We start from the raw sequence: 17,066 nt of genomic DNA, 5'->3' as shown, positions 1-17,066 counted from the left end.
GACATGAATGAGCGGACTTGCGCGGGTGGTCTCGCGAAATCCGGCAGGACCGGGGAATTCAATCGAGGCGGACATTCGGCGAACGCTTCAGCATCAACGTGCCGGCGGATAGACCGGCGAAAAGGACAGGACATGCAGGACAAGGCAACGGCCGCGGCGAGCGGCGTAACCACCTTCAAGACGGGCGACGATTCCATCGTGGCTCCCAATGTTCGCGATCTCGGCGAATTGGCGGCCAACCTGCGTCAGTGGCTCTCGGAGAAGATGCCCGAGGCGGACGGGCTCAGGATCGAGAACCTCGCCTATCCCAAGGGTGCCGGCATGTCGCACGAGACGATCCTGTTCGATGCCGTCTGGAACGAAGCCGGCGCCGAACGGAGCCGAGGTCTGGTGGTCCGGGTCAAGCCCAGTTCGATGCATGTCTACCAGGATGACATGTTCATCGAGCAGTTCGAGATCATGCGGTTGATGAATGAAAGCGGTCACGTGCGCGTGGCGGAACCCCTCTGGCTGCATAAGGATACGGCACTGCTGGGCGCGCCTTTCTTCATCATGGAAAAATGCGAAGGACGCGTACCGATTTCCTCGCCCAGCTATGCGCAGGCCGGGTGGCTGTTCGAAGCGAAGCCTTCCGAACGGCGTGTTCTATGGGAAGATACGGTGCGGCAACTCGCAGGCATTCAGAAAGTGGCAGTTTCCGACGCGCCATTCCTGTCCACCGGCGCGCCGGGGACTGGCTTCGATCAGGAAATCGACCGCTGGGAACGCTATGTGACCTGGGTGGAATCGCGCCAGCCCTTGCCCTGGCATCATCGGGTGCTCGAGCACCTCAAGGCGAATCTGCCCGAGAACCGGCCCGAGGGCATCGTCTGGGGCGACGCGCGGCTTGGCAACATGATGATGGGTGCGGATTATCGCGTTGTCGCGGTCATGGATTGGGAACAGTGCTCCCTGGGCGGAGCGTTGCACGATCTTGCGTGGTGGCTGGTCTCCGAAGACATGCGCACGACGGCGATCGGCGTGCCGACGCTCGAAGGTATGGGGACGCGCGACGAGACGATTGCGCTGTGGGAAGAGGTGAGCGGCAAGAGCGCCGCAGACCTGGACTGGTATCTGCAGTTCGCGGCATTCAAGATGAGCTGTCTCGGCGCCAAGATGTCGCTGGACCGCGATACCAGCGAGGACGGGCCGGAACTGACCGACACTTTCCTGAACCGGCTGGTTGCCGACATGCTGGGCTGGCCCGCGCCTGCGGCGGGCGGCTGATCGCCCTGGTCTGGCCGCGGCTCGCAAGGGGCGGGTGCGCGGCCCGGATCCCATAGGGAAGGTAAGCGTCGGGTGAACGGGTGAAAACGATAATTCCATGCCCGCCGAAGCGAGAGACGGATGCCCTGCCGAAAGCCGATCGATAGCTTTCAGGTCGGAAAAAAGGTGAAACATGTATGGATCAGACCCGGACTGTCCCGGCCCCTGCGATAGTCGCTGAACCGTCTATCTTGCCGGGCGACACGGAGAAGCGGTTGCCGCAGGCGCGCTATGCCCTGTTCCTCCTGTTTCTCGTCTCGGTGCTCTGCTACGTGGACCGGACGATCATCGCCGCGGTCGCCGAAGACATAAAAGGCGAGATGGGTCTTACCGATGGCGAGTTGGGCTTCCTTTACGGCACGTCCTTCTCGGTCCTTTTCGCACTTTTCGGCTTTCCGATCGGTCGCCTGTCAGATCTTCTTCCCCGTACCCGGCTGATGGCGGCCGGGCTGTCCTTCTGGTCCATCATGACGATGTTCGCGGGCGTGGCGTGGAGCTTCGGGACGCTTGCGCTCAGTCGCATCGGACTTGGACTGGGAGAGGCAACGGCGAACCCCAGCAGCCATTCCCTGATCTCGCAGTACTTCCCGCGAAAGAGCCGCGGCCGCGCGCTGGCTGTCTATCTCACCGGCACGAGCCTTGGCGGCGGTCTTGGGCTCTATATTGGCGGCTGGATGGTCCAGAACTGGAGCGATGTGTGCGGCAGCGTCCCGATTGGTGGGGCCTGCGAAATCAGCGGCTGGCGCGCGGCCATGCTTCTGGTCGGCGCACCTGGTGTCATTCTGGCCATCCTGGTTAGCCGCTTGCGCGAACCGCAGCGGCCCAATCTGGAAAAGGGCAGGCTCGGCGATCTCCTGTTGCGCGAATTCTCGGCCTCAGTCCCACCGCTGACCTTGTGGGCGATCTCGCGCGAAGGCGGTTCGGTCGCACTCTTGAAGAACCTCGCCTGGCTGGCGTTACTTGCGGGCCTTTGCACCGGATTGACGATCTGGACCGGAGACTCCGCGCAATGGATCGGCTTCGGGATCGGGCTTTACGCGCTGGTCTCGTGGATCACGGTGCTCAAGATCCGCGACAGACCGCTGTTCTATCTGACCTATGGCGATCCCGTTTTCGTGCTGGCGCTCGCTGGCTTCACGATGCTGGCCTGCATCAGCCTGTCCATTGGCTTCTGGGCGGTTCCCTATGCCATTCGCGTGCTGGAAATGCCGCCAGCGGATGCAGGTCTGTACATGGGGCTCAGCGTCGCAGTCACTGCAGGCGTGGGAGCGATGACCGGCGGCTTTCTCGTCGACTGGTGGCGCAAGTTCGATCAGCGCGCGCCGCTCTGGATCGGCATTGTCGTTCTGGTGGGGAAGGCTCCGTTCATCTATCTCATGTTTACAACGTCCGATCAGACCCTGTTCCTGTGGGTGTTCCTGATCCAGTCGCTGTTCGGGTCCCTGTTTGCTGCAAGTGCGGCCGTGCTGGTGCAGGAACTCGTGCTTGTACGCATGCGCGGGACCGCCGCCGCCGCCTTCGCGCTGACGATATTGCTCGTCTCGCTTGCCTTTGGACCATACATGCTGGGTAAGATCAGCGAACTGTCCGGTTCGCTGGGCGGCGCGATCATGAGTGTCTATGCGCTCGCGCCATTCTGTTTGCTGTGCCTGGTGCTGGCCGCGCGGCAGTTGACTGGGCAAAGCGATGCAATTCGGCTGGCCCGGGCGCGAGCTTATGGCGAACCGACTGCGTAAGTGAGTAGTCCGAATGAGGACGCCTGTCGCTTCGACGTATGTGGCAGGAGAAATCGTTCATGTGCAGAAGGAGAAATTGTCTCATGTTCAGTCACATCATGATCGGCGCGAACGATCTCGACGCGTCGAAGAAGTTCTATAGTGCGCTTTTCGAGGTCCTGGGTGGGCCGCAGCCCTTCACGGACCCCAAGGGCAGGATATTCTTCGCCGGCCAAAGCGGCGTGCTGGCGTTGACCAGCCCGATCAATGGCGAGCCTGCGAGCGGGGCGAACGGCGGAACGATCGGCTTTGCCGCATCGTCACCCGAGCAGGTCGAGGCATGGCACAAGGCTGGGCTGGCCGCTGGCGGCACGGCTTGCGAAGATCCTCCGGGGCTGCGCGCCGACAGCAATCTCTATCTGGCCTATCTTCTCGATCCGGCCGGAAACAAGCTGTGCGCGCTGCATCGGATGCCGGCGAAGGGCGAATAGGCGACGATTGACCGGATTGCCGGCGGGACAAGGAGTGCCCGGCCGAGCCGGGAGATTCCAGCGCCTGGTCGGGCGTCCGATTCCAAACGGGGGCGAGCCATTGCTCGTCCCCGTTTCTTCGTGAATGCGGGGCAGAAGAAGGCAGCGCTTGTCAAAGCTGCCCCTTCCATTTTCCTCCAACGCTCTCTGGAGCGAGCCGCCGACATGTCGACGGCTTCTCTTCTGCTGCAGGAGGTGGACGGTTCGACGGGCGGACACGGCCTGCCCGTCGTTCGTCTCGATCGGATTACAGTTCGAGGTCCAGAATCGGCCCGTCGAAATTGCCGGACAGCTTGCGGGTCGCAGCGGCTAGCTTGTCATCCGCGACACCGGCGAGATATCCGTCGATCACCCGCTGATAGTTGCTGATCAGCCCTTCTACGTCCTTTGCGAGGCGCATATATTCGAAACCGGTCGAATGCGTGCCAGCCTGCTGCAGCGGGATGTTGGCGTAGTCCTGCTGCGGGATGAGCGGGAAATCCTTGCTGTCGTGCGGCAAGTCGATCGGTGCCATCAACGGCTCAGGCTCCTCGCCCTTGGGATAATGGGTCAGGGACCAGATCTCGTAGTAGCAGCTCTCAGGCCCAAGCGGACGGATGCGATAGGCCGTCGCGGTGGTCAGCGGGAAAAGCAGGAAATAATGCGGGAAGATGAAGTCCAGCGCATTGGGCGCGTGTCTTTCGGCTGTCTCGTTCAGGTCGGGGATGTCTTCTCCCCTGGCCCGCAACTGCTCGGTCAGCTCCGCCCGGAAGCGATGGAACCAGGCGCCGATTGCCTCTTCCGGTCCTTCCGGCAGCTCGATATCCTGAAGCGAACGGCCGATATCGACCTCCTTCTGGTGCACGAGCCCGGCCATGCCGGTGCTGAGCGATTCGTAGTTGTCCACCAGCGACTTGATCATGTCGCGTACCGTGGTGCCGCGGCCCTCGGTCGCGCCAAGGCCGCCCGTGTTCTTGCCGAAGCGCGAATTCCAGTAGTCCGGTGCAGCGTGGTGCAACTGGGGATGCGTGCGAAGGACGTGATAGCTTTCCTGGAAGGCTTCCATCGCCAGCTTCCAGTTGGCCGGCAGCACGGTTCCGTACCACCATTCGGCACGCAGCTCGCTCAGTCCCTGTTCTTCCATGCGGTCGGCAAGAGGACCCATGGTTTCGCGGAAGCTCGGTGCGTCTTCATCATGGTTGATGAAGACGGCGCCGCCCCAAATCTCGGCCCTGCAGGGAATGAGGTTCAGCGCATCGGGATTGAGGACCTCGTCGCTGAACATGTGCGAGGCGTAAACGAAGGTGTTCTTGCCTTCCATGTTGTAGCGCCAGCCGTGGAAAGGGCAGATGAAGCCCGTCTTCGCGCAGTTCCCGTGGCTCTTGCCATCGCCGCCGGCGACCGGGACGCCGCGGTGTCGGCAATGATTGTGAAATGCCCTGATGCCATCCTTCGTGCGAACGACGATCACGGACTTGCCGACATTCGAGTATTCCACCCAGTCGCCGACATTGGGAATCTGCTCGAGTCGGCAAGCCATCTGCCAGACGCGCGGCCAGAGATGGTCAAGCTCGGCCTGATAGAATTCCTCGTCATGGTAGCGGGCGGTCGGGATCATTTCGGGATCGTCGATCCTGAAGGGAACTTCTCGCAGACCGCCGTTATTGGATTTTAGCACGCCGTCTCTCCAATGAGGCTGTTTTACGCTTTCCGATTTCCTATAGCATTGGCTGGTCCCGCACAAGGCGAGGGCGCCTTGAGTATACCATGTTTCATGCATGGCTCGGAAGTTCGGGAATGCGCCGCAGGATCAGGTTCCCCGGTTGTCCGAGCAGAAGATCCAGGCGGAAAAACCGGCTGTTTTTCTGGACTTTCCCGGGATCATCGGATCATTTGTGCGCTTCGGTTGCGGTATGGATCGACAGCTTCAGGATGGGCGCGTTCGTGGCTGGCCCCGTTGTTTCTCTGTCGCCGGCCTACTTATATTACCGGTGTATTGAACGATATCACTGGTGCTGCCGATCTGAAGGCTAGAAAGCGCTGCGATAAAGTCACGAGCGCTTTGGCTGGACGGTCTTTCGTGCATTGGGCGAAGGGGGTGCGTGACGTGCCGGAGCCTCGTGGGCGCGACTTTCCCGAAGGTCAGCCGGTCATCGTCACACCGTCGAAATAGTCGCGCCAGTGCCGGATCTTTCCGTCGGACACTTCGAAGATGCCCATGACCGGCAAGTCGACCTTGCGTCCGTCCTTCATCGTAAAGCTGTCCGTTCGTTCGTTGACGACGATCCCCGGAGCCAGTTCCCCCGAGTGATGCACGATGAATTCCAGTGTCTCGACATCGCCGAGGAAGCGCGCAATCATGCCCATGATTGCCTCTCGGCCCTTGTAGGGCGGGTACGGCATGTTATGCCATACCGCATCGTCCGAAAAACACTCGGCAATGATTTCCAGATCCAGCTTTTCCCAGCCCTCGACCAGACGGGCTACAGTTTCGATTGGATTCAAGTTAAATCTCCATCAAGTGCGTCATCGACATTTCCATCGCTTTCACAGGGCTGCTCCATGTTCGATCAACTTGCCCGCGTCGCCAATCTGCGGGACCTGGGTGGCCACCCTGCCTTTGATGGCATGCAGGTTCGCAAAGGCTGCATCTACCGTTCTGCGGCTCTTTCCGGGCTGTCCGGTGCAATGCTCGAGACCGTTCGGGCCCTGGGAATCCATACGATCGTCGATCTGCGTCACAACAGGGAACGGGCCGCGCATCCCACCCCGTGGGAAGCTATGGGCTGCACCCGTTACTGGTTTCGCGATCACAATCAGTCGACGTCTGCCGTCGGCGATCGGGTGAGCGATCCCGCGCTGACGGAAGAAATGAGCCGCACGGGGATGAACAGCCTTTACCGCCGGCTGCCTTACGAGCAAGCGGAAGCCTATACCCGATTGTTTCAGGCTCTTGCTTGCGGGGACATGCCGGTCTTGTTCCACTGCGCCGTGGGCAAGGATCGAACCGGTGTAGCGGCCGCACTGATCCTGGCCGTTCTGGGGGTCGAACGCGATCGGATCGCTGCCGATTATGCGGCCACTGCACACTTCGACATCACCAACTCTCCGCATCTTGGGAGCTGGCCGGACATTTCGGAAGAACGCCGACGTGCCATGGCGCCGCTCCTCGCCGCCCGACCGGAATATATCGAGAGCATGTTCGCCGAGCTGGCAGAGCGATCGGGCACCCCGGAGCGATATCTGCGAGATACTCTGGGGCTTGACGAGGGCGCGATAGCCGCCATTCGCGAGCACCTTTTGGAGCCGCGCCGACGGGTCTTCTGACGCCCTCATCGCCATGCGTGTCACTCGCCTTCGAGGGGCGCCCCGCGCAGGAACTGGCTGGCAGAGGCGGAATCCATCTGCGGCGCCAGTTGGTCGACCAGGCCGGGCACCACCGGCTCCAGCCGCTTAGCCGTCCACTTGCCGTCCGCGGCGCGCATCCCGGCAATCGGACGATGCATGTCGACGGCTACCACGCCGTCACCGCCGACCTCGAACACCCGGCCCGAAATGTCGCCGGCCGCATCTGAGAGCAGATAGACGACCATGGGCGAAACGAGGGAGGGATCCCAGCGCGCTCGCGATGCTTCGGGCATGACCGATTCGGTAAGTCGCGTGGTCGCCACCGGCGCAATCGCATTGACGCGCACGCCGCTGCGAGCCAGTTCGCGCGCGGCCACCAGCGTCAGCGAGGCGACACCGGCCTTGGCAGCGGCATAATTGCTCTGACCGAAGGCAGAATAGAGGCCCGAAGCTGACGATGTGTTCACCACCGAAGCCTTGACCGGCTCGCCCGTTTCCTTCGAGCGACGCCGCCAGTAACTTGCGGCATGATGCAGGGGTGCCGCCGTTCCCTTGAGGTTCACTGCGATCGAAAGGTCCCAGTCCTCCTCGGTCATGTTGGCGATGGTCCTGTCGCGCAGGATACCGGCGTTGTTCACCAAGCCATCGAGGCGTCCCCACGCGCTTACCGCGCGCTCGATCATCTCGCCGGCCGCAGCCCAGTTCGAAACGTCGCTCCCGTCGACGAGAGCGCTTCCGCCCATCGCCACGATCTCGGCAACCACTTGTTCGGCCGCGGTCGGGTCCGATCCGGTGCCGTCTCCGGCCCCGCCCAGATCGTTGACTAGAACGGCCCAGCCGGCATGGGCAAGCGCCAGAGCGTGTTCGCGGCCAAGGCCGCGGCCTGCGCCGGTGACGATGGCAACAGGTTTGTCGATGGGGGTGGTCATCTGTAGAATCTCCAGGCTATCAATTGGTTATCAGGCATCGGCCATTGTTCAGCGCAACAACGTCGCGCTCGGCCACTCGGACCCGGAATGATGCGATGTCGCCGTCGACCCAGATGTCCGATTCCAGCGTTTCGCCGGGGAATACCGGCGAGGTGAAGCGGCAATCGAATGACTTCATTCGGGCCGGATCATAGTCGCATACGCTGGCAAGCAGCGCGCGGCAGGTGATCCCGTAGCTGGCAAGGCCATGCAGGATGGGTGCCGGAAATCCGGCCCTCTTGGCATAGGCCGGATCGATGTGGAGCGGATTGCGGTCGCCGGTCAGCCGATAGAGCGCGGCCTGATCGCGCCGGGTCTCGGTGACGAAACGCATGTCGGGCGCGCGCTCCGGAAGGGCGTGGGGGGTATGTCTGGACTTTTCCGGACCGCCCAGGCCGCCGTTGCCGCGCGCGAAGATCACGTTGTCCATCGTGAACAGCGGCTCGCCGCCAGCCAGCGCACATTCGACGGTGACGGTGATGATCGCGCCCTTGTCCGGCCCCTTATCGACCACTTCCGAGATATGGCTGGACGAGACCAGGTCTCCAGAGGGGGGAATGGGACGGTGGAAGGCAATACGTTGCTCGCCGTGCAGCACACGCGCCCAATCGATCGGGGCATTGCCCAGCAGACTGGAATCGCCGCTCAGCAAAACCGCGGCGGCGGTGGGAACTACGCGCAGTTCTGGCTTCTCGTATATGTAGCCCAGTTCCCTGGGGTCGGTCGGGTCGCGCCCCATCCCGACACTTATGTTGTACAACAGCATCTGTGTGTCGGTGTAGGAATAGGCACGCGGTTCGCTGCGGCGCTCTATCAGGTCGTCATAAGCAAGCGTCATGGGTTCAGCCCTCGTTCGTGAAGATGATGGTTCCGGCGCCGCTGAACATGTTGCCCACGCCGTGAGAGACCGAGATCTTCGCCCCTTCGACCTGCGCCGGGGCAATGCCGCGCATCTGCCGGATGCTCTCTTGCATCGCGTACATGCCGTACATCCCCGAATGCATGTACGAAAGTCCGCCGCCGCTGGTGTTGATCGGCAGCTCGCCGCCAGGCGCGCAGCGCCGTTCGCGGTAGAAGTACTTCGCTTCTCCCCGACCCGCGAAACCAAGATCTTCCAGCATGTAGAAAGGCACATGCGCGAAGGCATCGTAGAGCATCAGGTGGTCGACGTCGGCGTGGGTGATCCCGGCCTCCTCGAAGGCCTGTCGCCCGGAAATGCGGAAGGCCGCAGAGCTGGTGAGATCGCTCATCATGCTGATGACGGGATTCTCGATCCCTTCGCCGGTGCCCAGGATATAGACTGGCTTGGTGGGGAAGTCCTTCGCCCGTTCGGCGCTGGTCAGGATCAGCGCGCCGCCGCCATCGGTGACGACGCAGCACATCGACTTGCGGAACGGATAGGCGATCATCCGGTCGTTCATCACTTCGTCGACGGTCACTGGCTCCTTGCGCGTCGCGCGCGGGTTCAATGCCGCCCATTCGCGCTGGATCACGACCAGCCGTGCAAGGTCTTCCTGCGTGGTGTCGGTGTCCTTCAGGAAGCGAAGTGCAGGAATGGTGAACTGGGTAACCGGCGCATGGATCCCGTACGGCAGTTCGAACTGGCCGATCAGGCTGCCCGGATTGGCCGCATAGCGCGTGGGCGCGACCTGCGAGCGGCCCGACTCGCCATGCGTGACCAGCACGGTATTGCAAAGCCCGGCCTCGATAGCGGCGCAGGCATGGCGGACATGGAGCATGAACGAGCAGCCACCCACGTTCGTGCCGTCGAGCCACCTGGGGGTGATTCCCAGCATCGCGGCGACGTTCCACGGATGCTCGTTTGCAGTGGCGATGCCGTCGATGTCTCCGGGCTTCAGGCCCGCATCCTCGATTGCATTGAGCGCGCAATCGATGTTGAGGCCGAGCTGAGACATTTCGGGCACGATGCCCATCTTCGTCGTTTCGGCAGCACCGACTACGGCAATAGAACGCGGTTTAACCATCGGCTTGGTCCTTTGCCGGCTTGAACTGGGGAAGGCTGATCGTATCGCTCTGCTTCAGGAAGGTGACTTCGAGGGGCATGTCGAGGATAAGCGCTTCGGGCGTTTGCGGGCAGTCGACGATATTGCTCATCATCTGGGGGCCTTCGGCCAGTCTTACCATGGCGATGGAGTGCGGTTCGGTTCCCATGTCGGGGCGAGGGCGGTGGTTGATTATATAGGAATGCAGCGTTGCCTTGCCCGATGCGACATAGATCTCGATATCGCGGCTCCAGCATTCAGGACAAACGGGGCGCGGCGGGAAATAGGAATGATTGCAGGACATGCAGCGCTGAATACGCAGTTCGCCCTGACGGCAACCGTCCCAGAAATGCTCGGTTTCTGGCGTCGGTTCAGGCAAGGCCCGCTTGAATTCCTTCATGGCGTTCGATCTCCCTCGTTTCCCGAATACATGGTTTGCGTGAAATCGCTTGAACGTGCATGAGGTCAGAATCAAGACGTTTGAGAATTGGGAGAAGACGAAAGTGTCAGGATACCAGCGGATCATTGCACGTAGTTTCGGCGGACCCGAAGTGCTGGAAATCGAGGACATGGCCGCGCTTCCTGAGCCGGGCGAGGGAGAGGTGCGGCTGCGCGTCGAAGCGGCTGGCGTCGGTTTTACCGATACGATCCTGCGGCGCGGCCGTTATGTCGCCTACAAGGGCGGCCTCCCGCTTATACCAGGTTATGATTCAGTAGGCATCGTCGAGGCGGTCGGCGCCGGAGTATCCGAAAGCTGGATGGGCAAGCGGGTAGCGGACATGCCGGTGTCCGGCAGTTACTCGCAGGTCCTGATCCGCCCAGCGGAAACGCTGGTTCCGGTGCCTGGGGGCGTTGCTCCCGAAGCGGCAGTCGAAGTTCCCCTGATGTGGGTGACGGCATGGCAGATGTTGACGCGCTGCGTCGACCTGTCGGCGGGCGATGCGGTTCTGGTAGTGGGTGCCAGCGGCTCGACCGGGCGCGCGCTTGTGCAGCTTTCGCGCCACCTGGGCCTGCGGGTGGTGGGAACCGCCTCGGCAGGCAAGCTCGATCTGGTGAAGTCGCTCGGCGCGGATCCGATCGATTACCGCAGCGACGATCTTGCCAATGCGATTCGCCAGGCAAGCGGCGGGGGCGTTGCCGCCGCTTTCGATGCGATCAGTGCTGAGAGCTGGCAGACGAGCTGGGATTCCCTTGCCAAGGGTGGTCGTCTGGTCGCCTATGGCTTCCAGGAATTCATCGATGGTGAAAAGCCGGCTGAAGAAGCGATGAAATCGCAGAAGCTCCTGACGGTCGAGTGGCCTGCGCAAGGGCAGCGGGATGGCACCGGACGCGACACTGTCTTCTACAACATTCAGGAGCGCCGCGAATCACATCCTGAGGATTACATGGAGGATGCGAAGCATCTGCTGGGCCTCATCGCCAGCGGTAAAGTCGTGCCGCCACCTGCCGAGACGCTGCCGCTTTCGGCCGCCGCCGAGGCGCATCGCCGCATCGCCAGTGGCGACAGTGAGCGGCGCATGGTGCTGCAACCCAACGGCTGAGGTTGAGAGAATGACCGTTGCATCGTCCGCTGGGGCAGGCGTCGCTCCCACGTTGACCCCCGCACGGCGATGGTCGGCCGTCGTGCTGTTGACGTTCGTTGCCGTATTCAATGTCGTTGACCGGATCTTGCCGGCCGTGCTGATCGAACCGATCAAGCATGACCTGCAACTGTCCGACACGGTGATCGGCCTGATTACCGGATTCGGTTTTCTCGTCATCTATGCCGTCGTCGGCATTCCGATCGCGCGGATATCCGACCGCGGGCGTTACGGCGTCGTCATCGCCGTCTGCCTGACCTTATGGAGCATCATGACTGCGCTGGGTGGGCTGGCGCAGAATGCGATGCAATTCGCTGTCGCCCGGATGGGCGTGGCCCTGGGCGAAGCCGGCAGTTCACCGGCAGCGCACGCCTTCATCTCGCGCAATTTCACGCCAGACAAGCGAAGCGCGCCTCTGGCTGTCCTGACTCTTGCGGTTCCCTTCGCGACGAGTATCGCCTTTCTCGCCGGCGGTCTGATCGGAGAATGGCTTGGCTGGCGCCAGACTTTCATGCTGGTTGGCCTTTGCGGGCTGTTGCTTTCCCCGGTGGTCCTGTTGGTTCTTGGGTGGCGGAAACCGGCCGGTTTCTCGGTGGAAGGGGCAAAGCACCCCTCGCTGGTCGATACGCTTGTCCACTTCCGGGGGAGCAGTTTTCTCCTCGTCCTCGCCGGTTCGGCCTGTATCGGTATCGGGGCCTATGGGCTGACATCCTTCGGCGTTGCCTACCTGATCCGCGCGCATGGTTTCACGCTTGGTGAAATCGGAGTGGAGTTCGGTCTGTTGACCGGTCTTCTGGGGACGGTCGGGCTGCTGGGCCTGGGCTTTGTTGCCGACCGTTTGGCCGCCCGCGACGGGCGGTGGCTGCTATGGTCGACCGCGATACTGATGGCAGTGGTCGCATTGGCTTCCGCAGGGGCCTTCGTGACGTCCGACGCGACATTCGCCATGATTGGCCTCGCGGTCGCCAACATCACCGTCATTGCTTATGCACCGCCCGTGATATCGGCTTTGCACCGCCTGGTCCCATCGCATGCGCGCGCGACGGCCTCGGCGCTGATGCTGTTCTGCAATGCCATCGCCGGGGGCCTCGGACCATTGGCGGTGGGCATGATCAGCGACGCCCTGACCCCATCGCTCGGCCCTTCCGCTCTCGGCCTCGCACTGCTGCTGGTCCCCGCGATTCATTTGCTGGGGGCAGGCCTCCTTGCGCTGGCCGGCAGCTGGTTCAACGAGCAGGCGCTGTTGGAATGACGGTCTCCCTGTCGGGGTTCGGCATTCGCCATTCTTCCGGCAGGAGCGCACCGCATCGCCAAGTTCTCAAGGATTGTAGATGCCGACCTCGTCGGTTGCCGGCACCGGCGTTTCCGCGCGCCAGCGGACCGAGCCAAACGGCCTGACCAGTCGTCGCCGGACGTTGCTTGGCGGTCCCTTGTGAAAGCCGTTTGCGGCCAGTTGCAAATCCCAGTCGGCCGTTGTGAATCTCTCCCGATGGCGCAAGTATTGCTGCCATGTCGGAAATTCGAAGCGTTCGGTCCACAATTCGGCATCGCCGATATCGCGCGCTATCGACCAGGCGAAGGCGCCGTTGCGCAGGCGCAGTCGCTGCACCTTGAGCATCACATCGTAGAACGCTCGCGCCAGATCCCGCTCCACGCGGTACTCCACCTCGATAACGATCGGTCCGCTCCGGCTGGTGACCGCGAGGTCCACGTTGGGGTCGGGTCTCGGCTCCATTGGCGAAAGATCCGGACTGTCCGAATCGCGCAGCGGTGAGATCAGGGCCAGCAGCGGAGTAGCGGCAAGCGCTCCGGCAGAGATCGACAGGGCATTCGACAGTCCGGAGATTGCCGCGATCTCCCCCCAGAACCACGAGCCGAATGCGATGCCGCCAGTGAGGAACGAGGAGAACCAGGACAAGGCCCGGGCTGTAACCCAGCGCGGAACGGAGGTTTGGACCACGACATTGAGAGTCGCGACCGAAAGCATGGTTGCCGCGCCGGAAACGGCCATGGCGATAGCGACAAGCCAGATGCTGCCGGCCCAGGCGACGACAAGGAGCATCGCTGAAAGGACGAGCGTCGCGACTGCCAGCGCAGGATCGGTCGGTATGTTTTCCCGCACCCAGCTCAGCACGAAAGCCCCGATCACGGCACCTACGCCGCTGGCGCCGAGCAGCAGGCCATAAGTGCCCGCGTCCCCGCCAAGCGAGTTGCGCGCGACCAGCGGCGTGAGGGCCATCAAGGACGCACTGGTCAGGCCGAACAGCAGCACCCGCAGCATCGCGGTCCGAACGGTGCCCGCATAGAAGACGTACCGGATCCCGGAGACGATCGCCCGGTCAAGCCGTTCGGGCGGCAGGCGCGGCGGTATCGTCTCCCGCCGCCAGAACAGGAATGCGGCGAACAGGGGCAGATAGAGCAGGGCGGTCGCGCCGAATACCGCCGTTGCGCCCAGTGCCAGTACGGCCACACCCCCCAGGGCAGGTCCGAAGCTGCGGGCGATGTTGTAGCTGACCGATCCCAGTGCAATTGCGGCCGGTAGGTGCTCGGGAGGTACTTGTTCAGGAATCGATGCCTGCCAGGACGGTGAGTAGAGCGCCATGCCTGCGCCGGCGCAGAAACAGAAGGCGAGGAGTACGACGGGGCTGGCCAGGCCACCTGCAAAGCAGGCCGCAAGCAGGGCTGCGGAGACGGCGGAAAAACCGAGTCCGGCAAGCGCGATCTTGCGCCGATCGAACATGTCGGCGATGGCACCGGAGGGAACCGAAACGAGCATGATCGGCAGCATCAGCGATGTCTGCACCAATGCCACCATTTCCGGAGAAGGGGTGAGCCGTGTCATCTCCCAGGCGGCAGCGACGCCAAGCGTCAACTGGCCGAGGTTCGAGAGCAGGCTGGCGCTCCATATCCGGCGGAATACCGTGTCGGATAATGGCGCAAGGGCGCGGGACGAAATCTTCATCCGTGGGTTGCGGAGGATTGCTGGCCGGGGCCATACCGCGCCGGTTCGCAGCGGCGTCTCAGCACGGGTTGGGATCGGGGATCATCGTTCGGCATGGCTCGATTATTCTGCGGCTGTCGACACCATCACGGGACAGCAGCGAGTATTCGTTTGAGCACTACAACGACCGGTGCGTCAAGTATTGTGCATCAATTACAGTGAAGCGGGCTTGTGTCCACGGTCGCAAACCATGCAAGGGGATGTTCCCGTTCGACAATGCGGCGACGCTGCTTGGCTGTTGTTTTTTTGCCCGGGCCTGGCGCGGGCATCGCTGCACAGTGAACGCATAGCTCAGGGAGAGAAGCAGTTGTTACAGCGATTTCAGGATAGGGTTGCGATCGTCACCGGCGGATCGGGAGGCATCGGAGCTGCCACGGCGGCACGTCTGGCGCGTGAGGGCGCGCATGTGCTGTCGCTCGATCGCAAGCGGTGCGATGCGCCAGACGGCATCGTGACGATCGAGGCAGACGTGACTGATCCCGAAGCCATCCCCTCGGCGATAGAGTTGGCATGTGAACGCTTCGGTCGCTTCGACATGCTCGTCAACAACGCGGGGACCGGCAGCCTGAGCGATGCAGCCGTCCAGTCGGACCAGGAATGGTTCCGGGTCTTTCAGGTCAACATGCATGCAGTGATGTACGGTTGCCGCGCCGCGATCCGGGCCATGCGGAAAACGGGCGGCGGTGCAATCGTCAATCTCGCCTCCATTTCCGGCCTGGGCGGCGATTACGGCATGGGATCCTATTGCGCCAGCAAGGGGGCGGTCATCAACTATACCCGCAGCGTTGCGATGGACTGCGCGCGGGACGGGGTTCGCGTCAACGCCGTGTGTCCGGGGCTGGTCGACACGGCGATGACAAGCGGCATTCCCCAGCGCGAACAATGGACTGGCGCGATCCCGATGGGCCGTTCCGCGCAGCCGGACGAGATTGCCGGCGTCATCGCCTTCCTGTTGTCGGACGATGCGTCGTTCATGACCGGCTCGGTCGTCGTCGCCGATGGAGGCATGACTGCCTACACCGGCCAGCCGCGCAGCCCCAGCCTGCCCCCGTTGCCATAACTGGGAGGAGCAGGCCGAAGCCGGCGGATGGTGACAGTCAGCGGTCCGTCGGCATGTCCTCGAAAATCATCGTCTTGGCTTCAAGATAGGGATGAAGCCCGCCAATGCCGCCTTCTCGCCCGATCCCGGATTGCTTGAAACCGCCGAAGCCGACGGTGAAATCGGTCTTGAAGCCATTGTGGCCGACCGTGCCGGCCCGCAGCCGGCGAGCGACCGCATAGGCGCGCTGCGGGTCGTTGGTGAAGACGCTGCTGTTGAGGCCGTAGATCGTGTCATTGGCAACCGCGATCGCTTCTTCCTCGTTTGCCACGGGAATGACGCTGAGCACCGGGCCGAAGATTTCCTCGCGCGCAATGGTGGCCTCGTTGTCGACATTCGCGAATACGGTGGGTTCGATGTAGTAACCGCGGTTCAGGTGCGCAGGGCGAACGCCGCCGACTGCCAATCGCGCGCCTTCAGCCTTGCCGATGGCGATCATTTCCTCCACGCGATCGCGTTGCCGCGCCATCGCCAGCGGGCCCATCTGGCTGGTCGCCTCGAACGGGTCGCCGACCTGGATCTTGCCGAAGGTATCGGCAAGCGCGGCCACCAGATCGTCGTGACGCTTCTTGTTGACGATGATCCGGGTCAGCGAGGAGCACACCTGGCCGGTCATGATCGGCGCATAGCGGGCGATCGACCGGGCAGCCGTGCCAAGGTCGTAATCGTCAAGGATCACCGCTGGAGACTTGCCTCCCAGTTCCAGCGTGACGCGCGCAATCCTCTCCCCGCAGATCGAGGCGATCTTGCGCCCGGCGGCGGTTGAACCAGTGAAGCTGACCTTGTCCACGCGCGGATCGCGCACCAACAGTTCCGATACTTCGCGGTCGGCCGTGAGCACGTTCACCACGCCGGGCGGCAAGCCGATTTCCTCGCAGATTTCGGCGAGGTGGTAGGGGGCGCTGGGCGCTTCTGGCGACGCCTTTATGATCATTGTGCAGCCTGCGATCAATGCAGGGGCCACTTTGGCGGTCATCAACTGATGGGGCGCGTTCCACGGAACGATGGCCGCCACCACGCCCACTGGCTCGCGCACCAGCAGCGCTGGCTGCCCGGTTTGTGAAACGTGTTCTTCCTGCCATGCGAAGTCGCGGCCAAGCTCGGCATAGTAGCGAAATGTACTTGCCAGTCCGGGCGCGGCTGAGGCCGATATGGCGCGAAGCACACCCGATTCAGCGGTCCAGCTATCGGCGAGGGCGTTGGCGCGTTCGCTCCAGGCAGCGGCGATCTTTTCCAGGAAGGGCGCACGTTCCTGCGGGCTCATGCGCGGCCAGGGGCCCTCGTCAAACGCCCGCCTTGCGGCGCTTATCGCGCGTTTCACGTCTTCTTCCTGCGCCTCGGCAACGCGCAGGAAGACCTCTTCGGTGCTGCTGTCGATCACGTCTATGGTCGATCCGGTCGAAGGTTCGACCCATTCGCCGCCGATGAAGAATGCATCCGGATGGCGCAACTGCGCACTCCTGGTTGCGGTTGTGGCCATGGTGTTCTCCCGGTTATGGTGGAATTGCGCGGACGCGCTCGAAGGTGCCGAAAAATTG

At 62.6% G+C, this 17,066-nt stretch carries 15 protein-coding genes; 7 read left to right on the top strand and 8 right to left on the bottom strand.

The window, feature by feature from the left end; translation table 11 throughout:
• Positions 1-132 precede the first annotated feature (132 nt).
• The 3 genes from JI59_RS08185 (at position 133) to JI59_RS08175 (ending at position 3,511) form a co-directional block, all read left to right on the top strand.
• Complete coding sequence (locus JI59_RS08185) at positions 133-1,266, top strand: phosphotransferase family protein (RefSeq protein ID WP_007013239.1); 1,134 nt, start codon at positions 133-135, stop codon at positions 1,264-1,266.
• Between the two features lie 176 nt (positions 1,267-1,442).
• A complete protein-coding gene (locus tag JI59_RS08180) occupies positions 1,443-3,041 on the top strand; it encodes an MFS transporter (protein ID WP_038575811.1) in 1,599 nt (532 codons plus the stop codon).
• Between the two features lie 83 nt (positions 3,042-3,124).
• Positions 3,125-3,511, top strand: a complete 387-nt coding sequence (locus JI59_RS08175; protein WP_007013241.1) for a VOC family protein — start codon at positions 3,125-3,127, stop codon at positions 3,509-3,511.
• Between the two features lie 286 nt (positions 3,512-3,797).
• Here JI59_RS08175 and JI59_RS08170 read toward each other — a convergent pair whose 3' ends face one another.
• Positions 3,798-5,207, bottom strand: a complete 1,410-nt coding sequence (locus JI59_RS08170; protein WP_007013242.1) for an aromatic ring-hydroxylating oxygenase subunit alpha — start codon at positions 5,205-5,207, stop codon at positions 3,798-3,800.
• A 464-nt stretch (positions 5,208-5,671) separates the two neighbouring features.
• The gene (locus JI59_RS08160; protein ID WP_007013243.1) at positions 5,672-6,034 is read right to left on the bottom strand and encodes a limonene-1,2-epoxide hydrolase family protein; all 363 of its coding nucleotides are present in this window, start codon (positions 6,032-6,034) and stop codon (positions 5,672-5,674) included.
• On the opposite strand from JI59_RS08160, the gene JI59_RS08155 reads away from it, so the two are divergent.
• On the top strand, positions 5,936-6,856 hold the full coding sequence (locus tag JI59_RS08155) for a tyrosine-protein phosphatase (protein WP_081473972.1): 921 nt from the start codon (positions 5,936-5,938) through the stop codon (positions 6,854-6,856). The two genes, JI59_RS08160 and JI59_RS08155, sit on opposite strands and share 99 nt — an antisense overlap.
• A 20-nt stretch (positions 6,857-6,876) precedes the next feature.
• Here JI59_RS08155 and JI59_RS08150 read toward each other — a convergent pair whose 3' ends face one another.
• Genes JI59_RS08150 through JI59_RS08135 form a run of 4 tightly spaced genes read right to left on the bottom strand, consistent with a single transcriptional unit; the run spans position 6,877 to position 10,248 of the window.
• A complete protein-coding gene (locus tag JI59_RS08150) occupies positions 6,877-7,806 on the bottom strand; it encodes an SDR family NAD(P)-dependent oxidoreductase (RefSeq protein ID WP_007013245.1) in 930 nt (309 codons plus the stop codon).
• Between the two features lie 19 nt (positions 7,807-7,825).
• The gene (locus tag JI59_RS08145) at positions 7,826-8,683 is read right to left on the bottom strand and encodes a MaoC family dehydratase (RefSeq protein ID WP_007013246.1); all 858 of its coding nucleotides are present in this window, start codon (positions 8,681-8,683) and stop codon (positions 7,826-7,828) included.
• 4 nt (positions 8,684-8,687) lie between these two features.
• Positions 8,688-9,830 (bottom strand): thiolase C-terminal domain-containing protein, encoded by a 1,143-nt coding sequence (locus tag JI59_RS08140; RefSeq protein WP_007013247.1) that lies wholly within the window; start codon positions 9,828-9,830, stop codon positions 8,688-8,690.
• Positions 9,823-10,248 carry a Zn-ribbon domain-containing OB-fold protein gene (locus JI59_RS08135; RefSeq protein WP_007013248.1) on the bottom strand — a complete coding sequence of 142 codons (426 nt, stop codon included), beginning with the start codon at positions 10,246-10,248 and terminating at the stop codon, positions 9,823-9,825. The genes JI59_RS08140 and JI59_RS08135 overlap by 8 nt, the downstream gene beginning before the upstream one ends.
• A gap of 103 nt (positions 10,249-10,351) precedes the next feature.
• Here JI59_RS08135 and JI59_RS08130 point away from each other — a divergent pair, with 103 nt between their 5' ends.
• Both JI59_RS08130 and JI59_RS08125 read left to right on the top strand, forming a co-directional pair.
• Positions 10,352-11,389, top strand: coding sequence for a zinc-binding dehydrogenase (locus JI59_RS08130; RefSeq protein WP_038577311.1), 1,038 nt, complete (start codon positions 10,352-10,354; stop codon positions 11,387-11,389).
• A gap of 10 nt (positions 11,390-11,399) precedes the next feature.
• Entirely contained in the window at positions 11,400-12,680 is a 1,281-nt protein-coding gene (locus JI59_RS08125; protein ID WP_052117860.1) for an MFS transporter, read from the top strand.
• 66 nt (positions 12,681-12,746) lie between these two features.
• On the opposite strand, the gene JI59_RS08120 is transcribed toward JI59_RS08125, so the two are convergent.
• Complete coding sequence (locus JI59_RS08120) at positions 12,747-14,390, bottom strand: MFS transporter (protein ID WP_007013251.1); 1,644 nt, start codon at positions 14,388-14,390, stop codon at positions 12,747-12,749.
• Between the two features lie 346 nt (positions 14,391-14,736).
• Here JI59_RS08120 and budC point away from each other — a divergent pair, with 346 nt between their 5' ends.
• Positions 14,737-15,489, top strand: coding sequence for a meso-2,3-butanediol dehydrogenase (budC, locus tag JI59_RS08115; RefSeq protein WP_038577305.1), 753 nt, complete (start codon positions 14,737-14,739; stop codon positions 15,487-15,489).
• Positions 15,490-15,526: 37 nt separating this feature from the next.
• On the opposite strand, the gene JI59_RS08110 is transcribed toward budC, so the two are convergent.
• Positions 15,527-17,008 (bottom strand): aldehyde dehydrogenase, encoded by a 1,482-nt coding sequence (locus JI59_RS08110; protein ID WP_007013253.1) that lies wholly within the window; start codon positions 17,006-17,008, stop codon positions 15,527-15,529.
• Positions 17,009-17,066 lie beyond the last annotated feature (58 nt).

The organism is Novosphingobium pentaromativorans US6-1, assembly GCF_000767465.1.
In the GTDB taxonomy this organism is placed as follows: domain Bacteria; phylum Pseudomonadota; class Alphaproteobacteria; order Sphingomonadales; family Sphingomonadaceae; genus Novosphingobium; species Novosphingobium pentaromativorans.
Note: the sequence above shows the minus strand (reverse complement) of the source record. Positions and strands in the feature narration are given on the sequence as shown.